This window comes from Streptomyces niveus (assembly GCF_001723055.1).
Classification (GTDB): domain Bacteria; phylum Actinomycetota; class Actinomycetes; order Streptomycetales; family Streptomycetaceae; genus Streptomyces; species Streptomyces niveus.
Genome location: NZ_MDCR01000384.1, coordinates 1 through 11,844, shown reverse-complemented (window position 1 = coordinate 11,844; position 11,844 = coordinate 1). Strand labels below are relative to the sequence as shown.

The window sequence follows — 11,844 nt, the reverse complement described above, 5'->3', positions numbered from 1 at the left end:
GGGCTGTTGCCTTGTCCGTGCTGGGATCATTTCCGGATGAGGGGGGCGTCCGGGTGCCCCTATGTCTTTGGTCAAGCTGGTCGGGTGTGAGTTCGGGGCGTCTGGAACGATGTGTCCGTGCATGCTGATGACCAGGTTGGTGAGGGTGTCCCCGCGGAGCTCGTGGTGTTCCTGCGGGGTGCGGTTGACGGTCGCCCGGTGAAGATCGCTCCTTCCGTGTGTGGGTGCGGCGGTCGTGTGTTCTTCGTGTTGGTCAATGCGTCCGGAGCGGAACGGGAGTGCTCTGGCTGCGGCAGCCGCGCGTTCATCGCGGATAGCGAGGAGTACTGGAACGAGGAGTCCTGGGAGGACGACGAGCCCGGTGCGGCTGGCTGTCCCTGCGGGAGCGAGGAGTTCGAGGCCGCGGTCGCGTTCTCACTCGGCGACGGCGGATCGGTCCGCTGGGTGACCGTGGGCCTGCGGTGCATCAAGGACGGATTCTGCGGGGTCTATGCCGACTGGAAGATCGACTACAGCCCCACGGAACACCTCTTGACCATGGTCTAGGTCTGCGGAGCGACGGCCCGGACCGGCTGCGGTTCGTAGAAGGTTCCGTCGCGGAGCATCGCGGAGAGGACGTCGGCCCGGCGTCTGGCGAGGCAGAGTAGAGCCTGGGTGTGGTGCTTGCCCTGGGCGATCTTCTTGTCGTAGTAGGCCCGGGATGCCGGGTCGCCCAGGGCCGCGAACGCGGAGAGGAAGAAGGCCCGTTTGAGCTGCTTGTTGCCTCTCCTGGAGGGTTGTTCGCCGCGGATCGACGACCCGGAACTGCGGGTCGCCGGGGCGAGACCCGCGTAAGCGGCGAGGTGGCCGGAGGTCGGGAAGGTGCTGCCGTCGCCGACCTCGATCAGGATGCGGGCTCCGGTCCTGACGCCGACTCCCGGCATCGACGTCAGGACCTTCGAAAGAGGGTGGGCGTCCAGAAGTTCTTCGATCCGCCCGGCCAGCAGTTTGCGCTGGTCGAGGACTGCGGCCAGAGATCCGGCGAGGCTCGGGACGATCAGTGCGGCCGCCTCGGTCCCCGGGACGGTCACGGTCTGCTCGTCCAGCGCGGCGAAGATGTCCTCGACCAGCCGCTCGGCCATCCTCGGCGCCTTCGGCCGCAGCAGGGTGACCAGCCGCCGTCGGCCTGCCTTGCGTATCTGGGCTGGGGACCCGAACCGTTCCAGCAGCGTGAGGACGGCAGGGTGCTGCAACCGCGGTCCCAGGACCCGTTCCAGCGAGGGATGGATCTGGGTCAGCAGGCCGTGCAGGCGGTTCGCGACCCTGGTGGCCTCGCCGGCGAGGTCGTCGTCGAAGCCGACGATCATCTCCAGCTCGGCGATCGTCTCGTCCTCGCCGTCGATCGCCCGCAGCGTGTGCGGCATCGCGCGGGACGCGTCCGCGATGATGAACGCGTCCTTCGCATCCGTCTTGGCCTGACCCGGGTAGAGGTCGGCGATCCGCCGCATCGTCAGCCCCGGCAGATAGGCGACCGGGCAGCCCATGTCCCTCGCGACCGCCAGCGGCAGGGCGCCGATCGAGGCCGGCTGGTCGACCACGACCAGCACCGTTCCGTGCTTGGCCTTCAGCTTGGCGAACAGCTCGCGGAGCTTGGGTTCGGTGTTGGGCAGCCGCTTGTCGAACGCCTTCTTCCCGGCCGGGGTGACGGCGGTGGCGTGGTGTTCGCCCTTGCCGACGTCCAGGCCGAGGAATGCGTCGATGTCGCCGGTGTCGATCACGTGCAGGCCCCTCTATCACGCTTTCGTCCGGCCTTGCCTGGGCACCGAGCTGCCACATCCACGTTACGGAGAGCTCTTCCGGCTCGGGTGAAGCCGGTGCTCAAGCCCCTCATTAGCGGTCTGTCGATGCCTCCGGGCCCGGTGACACCACCCCCCGGATCATGAAAAACAAGGGGGGGAAGTCATGCCGGACCCGAAGGCCGGAGGCCCCATTGCGGAGCCATGAAAAAGGTAACGGGGGGATTTTGCTGGACTCGGCCGCGGTGCTCAGGCCGGCCACCGGTGGTACCCGGGCCGGGATCGTGAGGGCAGGGGCGTGTCACGTGGGCCGGCGGGGGCCGTGGGCCGGGTGGGTGGCTGCGGCGTGGCCGGCGCCTCGTCCTTCCGCGCGGGCCACGATCAGACCGTCGTGTACGCGGATCGCGGTCTCGGTGTGGTCGTCGGCCGGTTTCGGGCCGAGCGCTGCGGCGACCGTGCCGTCGTCGTCGAACACTACGCGCGGCCGGGGCAGTTCTCCGTCGGTGAACACCCGTCGCAGTGAGCCCGTGAGGTCGGTGATCCGCAGGCGTGCCAGCCGGCCGGTCTCGGCAGGATCGTTCGTGACGACGACGAACGTCACCTGGTCGCCCGGCCGCGCCGCGGTCACCGTCTCCTCGGCCGCCGACAGCCGCCCGACGCCCAGAACGATCACCACACCGTCGTCGCCGAGGCCGACGCTGCCGCCGGTGATCTCGTCGCGCAGTCCGGAGGGCGCCGCCCACGGGTCCTGCGCCGGCCGCGCCGGCGCGACGAAGGGCAGGTGCGCCGGTTCTCCGCCGTCGGGCAGGGCGATGCCGGACAGGTGCTCGGCGGCGCGGGCGAGGTCGAACGGATCGCTGGTCCCAGGGGCGTTCTCGGCGAGGCTTGCCGCACCGTTGAGCAGGGTCAGGGCGAGTTCGGCCGTACGTACCGTGGAGCGGCGCAGGGCGGTGTGCGGTTCCAGCGCCAAGGCGAGGAGCAGGGCCTCGAACCGGAGGAGTTCGGCCAGTGCGGTACGGGCCGGCTCGGTGTCGAGCACTCCGGACAGCGAGCGCAGCTGGAGGTGGCCGCTCCCCGGGGTGTCGCCGGTGAGGGGCAGCCGTTCGAGCCAGACCCGTGCGAAGGCGCCCAGGGCCGGCCCGGTGGAGGCGGGTGATTCCAGGGGGCGTTCGGCGCGGGTACGGGCCTGTTCGGCGTCGTCGGCGAGCACCGCGAGATACAGCGCGCGCTTGCCGGTGAAGTTGGAGTAGACCGCGCCTCTGGTCAGTTCGGCCCGCTCGGCCATCCGCTCGATCTTGGCCTCGGCGTAGCCGTGTTCGGCGAACTCCTGCCGGGCCGCGACCAGCACCGTCGCGCGGGTCCGCTCCTGCTGCTGTGCACGGGTCAGTCTCGCCATCGTTTTCCCCTTCCGCTTCCGCCGTGCCATGATACGGCCAACATCCAGATGATTGCGTTATCTGGATAACGAGAGCATTGGAGATTGTCGGTGGGTGACACCCGTGAGTGACAACGGATTCGAGGTCGAGGGACTCGTCAAGAGATTCGGCCGGACGACAGCGGTCGACGGCGTGAGCCTCTCGGCTCCCCGGGGCCGGGTGCTGGGGGTGCTGGGGCCCAACGGCGCGGGCAAGACGACCGTGGTCCGTGTGCTGGCGACCCTGCTGCGCCCCGACGCGGGCCAGGTGCGTGTGGCCGGGATCGACGTACAACGGGACCCGGCCCGGGTCCGCCGGCTCATCGCGCTGTCGGGGCAGCACACGAGCGTCGACAACGAGCTGTCCGGCCGGGCCAACCTGGTCATGATCGGCCGGCTTCTCGACCTCGGACGGCACGACGCCGACCGGCGGGCGGACGAACTGCTCTCCCGCTTCGGCCTCGACACGGCGGCGGACCGGCGCGCCGCCACCTACTCGGGAGGGATGCGGCGCCGCCTCGATCTCGCCGCCAGCCTGGTGGGGCGCCCGAAGGTCATCTTCCTCGACGAGCCCTCGGTCGGTCTGGACCCCGGAAAGCGCGACGAGTTGTGGCAGATGATCCGGGAGCTCGCCCAGGACGGCGTGACGGTGCTGCTCACGACGCAGTACCTCGAGGAGGCCGACGCCCTCGCCGACGAGGTCACCGTCATCGACCACGGACGGGTCATAGCCTCTGGCACCCCGGCGGATCTCAAGCGGGAGGCCGGCGGGCACACCGTGGTGCTCCGCCCGGCCGAGGCAGCCGACCTCGGCCGCGCCGCAGAGATTGTCGCCCGGGTCGCGGGACGGGAGCCCGACCGGTCACGCCACCACGAACTGACCGTACCGGTCGCCGGTGACACGGAATTCTTCGAGATCACCGCCGAGATCCGGCGCCACGGCATCGGCGTGGGCGAACTCGCGTTCCGCCTGCCCAGCCTCGACGAGGTCTTCCTCTCCCTGACCGGGACCCCCACCGCCGACGCCAAGGACGCAGCATGACCGCCACCCTCCCCGGCACCAGCAGGACCCGGGGCTTCGCCACCCTCCGACACAGCGGAATCCTCGCCCGGCGCAGTCTCCTCAAGAGCGCCAGGAATCCGGGCCCGGTCATCAACGGCGTCATCACCCCCGCACTGTTCATGGTCCTGTTCCTGTATCTCTTCGGCGGCCCGGTCGCCGGCTCCACCGCCGAGTACTTGCAGTACCTGTTCCCCGGGATCCTCGCCATGGGAGCCGGCCTGGCCGGCATGATCTCCACCGCGTCGGCCATCAATCTCGACCTGAAGAACGGCGTCACCGACCGGTTCCGCTCCCTTCCCATCGGCCGTACGGCGCCGCTTCTCGGCTCCGTGGCGGCCGACCTCCTCCGGTACCTCGTCGCCGTGTCGATCCTCTTCCTCATCGGCACCCTTCTCGGATTCCGTGTCCAGGGCGGTCTCCTCGCCGCGCTCGGCGCGACCGGACTCGCCATCCTGTTCGGGTTCTGCCTCAGCTGGGCCATGGTGTTCATCGGGGTCCTCGTCAAGAGCGCCGACGCCGTGCTGTCGTTCAGCTTCATCACCTTCCTGCCGCTCCAACTCGGCAGCAGCCTCGGCGCCCCCACCGACACCCTGCCCGGATGGCTGCGTGCCTGGGCCGACATCAACCCCGTCACCCACGTCATGAACGCCTGCCGGGCCCTGCTGAACGGAACACCGGACGACGGGAGCGCCGGCCTGACACTGCTGTGGTCAGCCGTCCTGTTCGGCGTCTTCTGCCCACTCGCGGTCCGCGCCTACGGACGCCAGGAGTGAGTGACGGTGCCGACCGACCACACCATGCCGGTATCCCTCGGCCCGCTGATCTCGGGCGTCCTCGCGGAGCACCCGGAGGTGTCCGACACTCAGCACGTCACCACGGCCACCGCCCTCGCGGCGGCCCTGGAGCACACTGCCGCACAGCTCGTCGAGCACTTCGTCGAGAACGCGCGCCGCGACGGCAGGTCATGGACCGAGATCGCCGCAGTCCTGGACGTGTCGAGACAGGCGGCACACAGAAGATTCGCCTCCCGCGTCACCAGCAGCCTTTCCGCCGGCCGAACCACACACCAGGGGGACACCACATGAACCAGCCAGAAACCCGAACCACCGGACCCGGCCTGCTGGTGCTGCACGCCCTGCGCTGCACCGGCGCGACCGGCCCCGACCGCCTCCGTCTGGTCACCGGACTCGACGCGTTCGACGTCGAGTCCGAGCTGATCGATCTCGGGGCAGCCGGACTCGTCACGCGCACGGCCGGCCCCATGCCCGGCTGGTGGCTCACGGACGCCGGCCGCGCTGCGGACGCCGAACGGATCACCGACGAACTGGAATCCGCCGCCGCCCGCGCGGCTGTGACAGCGGCGTACGAACGCTTTCTCGTACTCAACCCGGAACTGCTCGACCTCTGCCGGGCCTGGCAACTGCGCACCGTCGACGGTGTCGTGAGCGCCAACAACCACCGCGACGCCGCCTACGACGCCCGGGTCCTCGACCGTTTCGCCGACCTGGACCGCCGTGCCGCGACCGTCTGCGCCGAGCTGTCCGCGGCCCTGCCCCGATTCGGCCGCTACCGCGCCCGTTTCGCCGGAGCCCTCGAACGGGCCGGCTCCGGCGCGCTGGAGTACGTGACCGACAGCACCGCGTCCTACCACACAATCTGGGCGGAGCTGCACGAAGACCTGCTCGCCACCCTGGGGATCCCGCGATGAGATGGATCCGTACGATCTCCGCCGGAACACAAGAGGGAGCGGAGGAACTTGGCGGCAAGGCACGCGGCCTCGTCCTCCTGCACCGTCTCGGACTGCGGGTCCCGGCCGCCTTCGTCGTCACCACCGGGGCATGCCGAGCCTTCCGCCAGGAAAGGCACCTTCCCGCAGGACTTGCCGCCGAACTCGCGACCGCGATCACCAGCCTCGAACGCTCCACCGGGCGCACGTTCGGCGGCTCACGCAAGCCGCTCGCGGTGTCCGTCCGCTCCGGGGCCAGAGCGTCGATGCCCGGCATGATGAACACCATCCTCAACCTCGGCCTCACGACCGGAGCCACCACGGCCCTGACCGCCGAGACGGGCGACCGGCCCTTCGCCCTGGACTCGCGGCTGCGCTTCCTGTCGAGCTTCGCCGCCGCAGTCACCGACGCGGACATGAACGCGGTGAAGGCCGCCCCCGGAGGAGACCCCCCGCCGGGCACCGAACGCGGGCAGGCCCACCTCACCGACGCGGCGCGGGCGATTGAAGCTCTCGTACGGGAACGCTGCGGCCGGCCCGTCCCCGACGACGCGAACCGCCAGCTGGAATGGGCCGTCGAGGCCGTGTTCTCCTCCTGGGACACACCCCGCGCACGGACCTATCGCACGCTGAACGACATCCCGCACGACCTCGGCACAGCGGTGATCGTCCAGACGATGGCGTTCGGCAACCGCGACGGACACAGCGGCACCGGAGTCGCCTTCAGCCGCGATCCCAACACCGGTGAGAACGTCCCGTACGGCGACGTCCTCTTCGGGCATCAAGGAGAAGACGTTGTCGGCGGCAGAACGACGACCCGGCCGCTGCGCGAACTCGCCGAGCGGGAGCCCGCCGTGTGGCGAGAACTCCTCGACGCCCTGGGCCGGATCGAACGACACCACCGCGACGCCTGCTACGTCGAGTTCACCTATCAGTCCGGCGAGCTGTGGTTCCTGCAGACCCGGCCCGGCCGGTTCACCGGAGGCGCCGCCGTCCGCGCAGCCACCGAACTCGCGGACGAACACGTCATCTCACGCCAAGAGGCGCTCCTCAGAATCTCCCCGCAGCACCTCCAACACGTCCGCACCCCGCGCATCGCGTCGTCCGGCGAAGCCGACATCCTCGCCCGGGGAATCGGCGCGTGCCCCGGCGTCGCGGCCGGTGCGGTGGCGACCACGGCGGACCAGGCTGTCCGCATGGCCCGGGACACCCCGGTCATTCTCGTACGCCCGGAGACCTCCCCCGGCGACATGCACGGCCTTGCAGCCGCCGCCGGAATCGTCACCGCACGCGGCGGTCCGGCCAGCCACGCCGCAGTCGTCGCCCGAGCCCTGTCGAAACCGGCGGTTGTAGGCCTCACCGGCCTCACCGTCGACACCCACGGCGGCTCGATCACGGTCGGCGGCCGCAGCGCCGGCGCGGGCACCCTCGTCACCATCGACGGAACCAGCGGCGAAGTCGCCCTCGGTACCCCCCGCGTCGTCACAGACGCAGCCGATCACCACCTTCACCGCCTGCTCGGCTGGGCCGACGACATCACGGGCGACCACGGCGAACGCGACGAATCCCGGCGCCTCGAAGCGGCCCGTGCCGCACTGCGCCGCCGCTGACCCGTCGTGGGCCGCCACCGGAGAACAACCTCACCCGCCACCGACCGCCAGCAGCCCACCAGGAGACCACGATGGCAACACGGCACGTATACCTCGTACGACACGGAGCGGCCGACCCGTTCGGCGAGTTGACCGGCATCGGACGGCGGCAGTCGGAACTGGTGGGGCAGCGGCTGGCCGGACTACCCGTCGACGTGATCTGGCACTCACCCCTCCCCAGGGCGACACGGTGCGCGCAGATCGTCGGCAGGCACCTGCCGAACGTCGCCGTCCTTGAAGCACCCGAACTCATCGATCACATACCGCACGTACCCGACCAAGCCCTCCAGGACCGGTCCCCGTTCTTCGACGGATACGGCCCCGCAGAGACCGCGGAGGCCGAACGCCGCTCCGACGCGCTGACCACCAGGTTCGCGCGTCCCGCCGAGACCGAGACCCACGAAGTCCTGATCACCCACGCCTATCCGGTGGCCTGGCTGGTCCGGCATGCTCTCGATGCCCCACCGGCGCGATGGCTGGGTCTGAACTGCGGCAACACGGCACTCACGGCGATCGAGTACCGCGACGGAACAGCGCCGGCGGTGCTCCTGTACAACGACATGGGCCACCTGCCGACCGACCTGCGGTGGACAGGCTTCGCAGCGGGCACCAGACCGTGAGAGCCAGCTCCCGCCCCCTGGAGCCGATGCGCACCGAGCTCGCCACCCAGGCACTGCCTCACCCCACCCGATCACCGCGCCCCCGACCCCTCCCGCCTGGGCCCTGGGCGGCGCGGGATCTGAAGACGATCGCGGCGGGCACCTCGTATCCGCTGAGACGCGGTGGGCCCGAGCCAGGAGACCTCCTTGCGCTGACCGCAACCGCGGCCCATCAAGATGAGCGGACGAGTACCAACCGCACGCTCCGGCGCCCACAACAGGCCAGGTATCCCGACGAGGATGAAGAGCTGGTTCGCCGACGCATCGCACGGCGCCTCGGAGACGAATGTCTCTTGACGGCGCGCTAGTCCAGAGAAGTGACCAGGCCGAAGCTGATGGCTCCGGACCAGATGGCAGATGGCATGCGACCTCCGTGGCCGGACGGCGGCCGGGCCGCCAGTAGGGAGAACGCGGGCGGCCGAACCGCCGCCCGTACCCCTGATCCTCACCCCGCTCCGCCCGGCTCGCGCCACGAGCCGGTCAGCGCCCGGACTTGATCGCCTGAATCGCCGGAGCCGGGACGGAAGGCTGGCTCGGCGAGGTCGACGGGCTCCAGGTCAGCCTGGTCTGGCGCCGAGGAGAAGCTCCGTCAGCTCGATCGGGGCCACGGGCGGCACACGGCCGTGGACCTTGGCATTCCTCCTGTGCGTGGTGATCGATGAACCCACCAGGGTGGACTGCCGAACAGCCTTCGACCAAGATCGAGAACAAGTTCAAAGGAGGTGCATCAAACACCCTTCAGAACACGATCAAGTGCCGCCCGGCCTGCAGGTCCCCAGTGCGGCTTTCCGCCGGGAAGGCCCCGATCTCCGCTCTGCCCCATGGCCATCAGGAAGAGGCTCTTCATCGCGGCCAGCCCGCGGGCGCGCCGGATTGCCGCCTCGTCTGCGTGCGCGTACGTGTCGAAGAACCGTGAGGCGGTGCCTGCGGGCAGCAGTACCCACGCGGCGGCGAGGTCCCAGGCCGGGTCACCTGCGAACATGGCACCGAAGTCGATGATGCCCGAGAGCGTTCCGTCCGAGACGACGACGTTCGCGGGATGAAGGTCGCCGTGCACCCACACCGGCGGGCCCTCCCACGCGTCGGCCGCAACGGCGTCGTCCCAGACGGTCCGGACGTCGGCGGCGATGTCGTCGGGGGCAACATCCTGGAAGAAGCCCTCGAAGCTGTTCGTGCAGTTCCTGGGATGGGCACCGAATTGCGTAGAGACCGGCGCCTCGGCGGGTGCCTCCACGTGGAGCGCCTGGAGGAAGCCCGCCAGTGTGTCGGCCGCGTGGTCGCCGCGGCTGATCGAGCCGTGGTCCAGCGGCTCGCCGGGAACCCACGTCATCACGGTCCAGTGCTTGGGGAAGCGCTCGGACGGTTCGCCGAACCGCACCGGGGTCGGCACCGGGAGCGGCAGACGCGGGGCCAGCACGGGCAACCATCGCCGCTCGTTGAGCTGGAGCTCCGGGGTGGGGTCCATGCGCTGCATGCGCACGGCCATCTCGTCCCCGAGGCGCCACATCTGGTTACCCCAGCCGCCCGCCACCTCGCGGATCGCCAGCGCTGCAAGGTCTGGATGTTGCTCCTGCAGCAGGTCGCGGACCAGGTCTGCGGTGATCTCGATCTCGGTGTCGGTCATGCCAAGCCACAGTACTGAGTTCAGCATCTGCCGGGCCGATCGAGGCTGGAGGCTCCGGAGCGACCGCTCGTCCGTACGGATGTCGGCGAGTGCCGGGTCCTGGTCGTGGATGTGGTTGAGCGCCATCCGGGCATCAACCGTGGTGCCGGCCTCCAGGGTCCGCCAGTACGGATGCGTGTAGCCGGGGCTGTCGGGCTTTCCGGTGCGGTACTCGGTGTAGGGCTGCTTGTCGCGCTCCCACCCGGGCGCCGGTTCGACGGACCAGGGCAGGGCCTGGCACAGCGCCCGGTACGCGGCGCCGACCTGGTGAAGACGCAGCTGGGCGTCACGGAGATCGCCGGGGAAGGCGTACGTGGTCACGGGCAGAATGATATGCCTGTTCGAATAAAAGAAGATGCGTGACACACGGACCTGGCGGCAGACATTCGGAGCTGAGAAGCAGCTCCCTACGGTGGCGTGAGTGCATCCGGTCGACCTTCTGGGCAGGTGCGGCGAGGGCCGGGACGTGGCGGAGGAAGGCGTTCACCATCGGGTCGCGGGTGTGGGCGTGCAGGGCGCGGATGCGGTTGTCGATGCCGGTGGGGCCGGTGCTGTCGAGGACGAACTGCAGCCGGGGGAAGAGCGGATACCGCTGCCGCCACGCCTCTTCGGTGCTCTGGGTGGTGGTGTGCCAGCGGCGTCCGGGGGTGCGGCCGGGTATGTAGCGGTGGAGACGGGCGTACGCGGTGAGCTTTGCCGCCAGGCGCTCGGGGCCCATGGTGGCCCGGTCGACTTCGACGAACGCCCGCAGCATCGCGTCACTGGACCGGTAGTAGAGCAGGGCGTCGGGGATGACGGCCTCGTCGTTGCCGATTGGATGGTGCACTTCGGGCAGCCAGTCCAGCGGCAGGCACGTCTCGCCGCGGCGGCGGGCGTCCTCGAGGAACGCGAGCGCGGTCTCGGTCACCGCCAGGGCGTGCCCGGCCCGCAGCCGCGCGGCCACCGGATCGGCCACCAGCCGCGGCGCCCGCCGCTCCCTCAGCTCCGGCCACTCCAGCGCGACCCGCACCCCGTACTCGGTCGGGAACCACGCACGCAGCCGCCCGGCCTGAGGCAGCGTCACCCGGTCCACAAGTCCTTCGGCGCGCAGCTTCGCCAGCCGGCGCCGGGTCTGCTCGATCCTCACCTTGGGCGCCAGCACCCGGTGCAACTGCCCTGTGGTGCCCATCCGGTACTGCGTCAGCACCGCCAGCGCCAGCCGGTCCCCACCACCCGCGTCCGTTGTCGTCATGCTCCTGGTCCTCCCGTACGGGCGGCACCATCCTGACCGGTGCCGCGGCTGCGAGTTCCAGGGCAGCAGCCACCCCCGACCACAACGGTGACCACCAGAGCCGGATCTGGTCACGATGCGACAACACCGCCCGTGGTCGCCCCGACCACCGGTCCGACAACCCCACCGACAGCCGCCCGTCCGGCTCGTGGCCCGCTCTGCATCGGTGCAGGTCAACACATGGTTTCGCCCGTGGTCGGGGTGCCCGACATCCCCTCTGCTGCCCCTGCTCCCGTGCCCGACGAAGAAAAGAGAAAAGGGCGGGCGTGGTCGTGCGGCGCGCGGCGGGGATTTGGGCGGTGGGGTTCTTCTCGCGCGTCGGCGGGCCTCAGCGCTCCTGCCGCCACGGGGCAGCGGCGGCGGGTGCCGACGAGGATCCGGTGAGCTGGACGTGTCCGGCGTGACACAGAAATCGAACACGCGATCTAATCGAAGGATGAGTGACCGATCTTTCCCCGACGATCTCGTTCGTATCCAGCACGCGTGGACTGCCACCTATCAGGCGCTCGTCGTCTGCCGCCCGGCCGACAACACGATGCTCCGGCGAAGGCTGCTGCGGCTCTCGGCCCGCCTGTTCTGGCACCCGCACCTGGCCTCCCGCCCGGCGGCCCGCCCCGCCCTGCGC

At 70.1% G+C, this 11,844-nt stretch carries 12 protein-coding genes and 1 pseudogene; 8 read left to right on the top strand and 5 right to left on the bottom strand.

The genetic code is table 11. The annotated features are described in order from the left end of the window. Positions 1–117: 117 nt before the first annotated feature. Positions 118–546, top strand: a complete 429-nt coding sequence (locus BHU15_RS33890) for a hypothetical protein (RefSeq protein ID WP_069630628.1) — start codon at positions 118–120, stop codon at positions 544–546. Here the strand turns inward: BHU15_RS33890 and BHU15_RS33885 are convergent. Together BHU15_RS33885 and BHU15_RS33880 are read right to left on the bottom strand one after the other, a co-directional pair. After that, a complete protein-coding gene (locus tag BHU15_RS33885) occupies positions 543–1,757 on the bottom strand; it encodes an IS110 family RNA-guided transposase (protein WP_069630626.1) in 1,215 nt (404 codons plus the stop codon). The two genes, BHU15_RS33890 and BHU15_RS33885, sit on opposite strands and share 4 nt — an antisense overlap. Before the next feature lie 319 nt (positions 1,758–2,076). Continuing rightward, positions 2,077–3,171: a TetR family transcriptional regulator gene (locus tag BHU15_RS33880; protein WP_069630625.1), complete on the bottom strand. Its 1,095-nt coding sequence runs from the start codon at positions 3,169–3,171 to the stop codon at positions 2,077–2,079. A 103-nt stretch (positions 3,172–3,274) separates the two neighbouring features. On the opposite strand from BHU15_RS33880, the gene BHU15_RS33875 reads away from it, so the two are divergent. The 6 genes from BHU15_RS33875 to BHU15_RS33850 all read left to right on the top strand — a co-directional run bounded on the left by BHU15_RS33875 (position 3,275) and on the right by BHU15_RS33850 (position 8,247). Continuing rightward, complete coding sequence (locus tag BHU15_RS33875; protein WP_069630624.1) at positions 3,275–4,231, top strand: ATP-binding cassette domain-containing protein; 957 nt, start codon at positions 3,275–3,277, stop codon at positions 4,229–4,231. Further along, positions 4,228–5,025, top strand: coding sequence for an ABC transporter permease (locus BHU15_RS33870; RefSeq protein WP_069630623.1), 798 nt, complete (start codon positions 4,228–4,230; stop codon positions 5,023–5,025). Before BHU15_RS33875 ends, BHU15_RS33870 begins: the two co-directional genes overlap by 4 nt. Next, positions 5,026–5,337, top strand: coding sequence for an Lrp/AsnC family transcriptional regulator (locus BHU15_RS33865; RefSeq protein ID WP_069630622.1), 312 nt, complete (start codon positions 5,026–5,028; stop codon positions 5,335–5,337). Continuing rightward, positions 5,334–5,960, top strand: a complete 627-nt coding sequence (locus BHU15_RS33860) for a transcriptional regulator (RefSeq protein ID WP_069630621.1) — start codon at positions 5,334–5,336, stop codon at positions 5,958–5,960. Before BHU15_RS33865 ends, BHU15_RS33860 begins: the two co-directional genes overlap by 4 nt. Beyond that, entirely contained in the window at positions 5,957–7,588 is a 1,632-nt protein-coding gene (locus BHU15_RS33855; RefSeq protein ID WP_069630620.1) for a pyruvate, phosphate dikinase, read from the top strand. Before BHU15_RS33860 ends, BHU15_RS33855 begins: the two co-directional genes overlap by 4 nt. Before the next feature lie 71 nt (positions 7,589–7,659). Next, complete coding sequence (locus BHU15_RS33850) at positions 7,660–8,247, top strand: histidine phosphatase family protein (RefSeq protein ID WP_069630619.1); 588 nt, start codon at positions 7,660–7,662, stop codon at positions 8,245–8,247. 766 nt (positions 8,248–9,013) lie between these two features. Here BHU15_RS33850 and BHU15_RS33845 read toward each other — a convergent pair. From BHU15_RS33845 to BHU15_RS33840, 3 genes and pseudogenes are all read right to left on the bottom strand, one after another. Then, the gene (locus BHU15_RS33845; RefSeq protein WP_069630627.1) at positions 9,014–9,910 is read right to left on the bottom strand and encodes an aminoglycoside phosphotransferase family protein; all 897 of its coding nucleotides are present in this window, start codon (positions 9,908–9,910) and stop codon (positions 9,014–9,016) included. A gap of 171 nt (positions 9,911–10,081) precedes the next feature. Further along, positions 10,082–10,270, bottom strand: a pseudogene (locus tag BHU15_RS42370) (DUF8825 domain-containing protein); the annotation flags it as partial. After that, the gene (locus tag BHU15_RS33840; RefSeq protein WP_079128559.1) at positions 10,236–11,180 is read right to left on the bottom strand and encodes a replication-relaxation family protein; all 945 of its coding nucleotides are present in this window, start codon (positions 11,178–11,180) and stop codon (positions 10,236–10,238) included. The gene BHU15_RS33840 and the pseudogene BHU15_RS42370, both read right to left, overlap by 35 nt. 475 nt (positions 11,181–11,655) lie before the next feature. On the opposite strand from BHU15_RS33840, the gene BHU15_RS33835 reads away from it, so the two are divergent. Beyond that, a partial coding sequence (locus BHU15_RS33835; protein WP_069630618.1) for a DUF8825 domain-containing protein occupies positions 11,656–11,844 on the top strand: 189 nt, incomplete at its 3' end.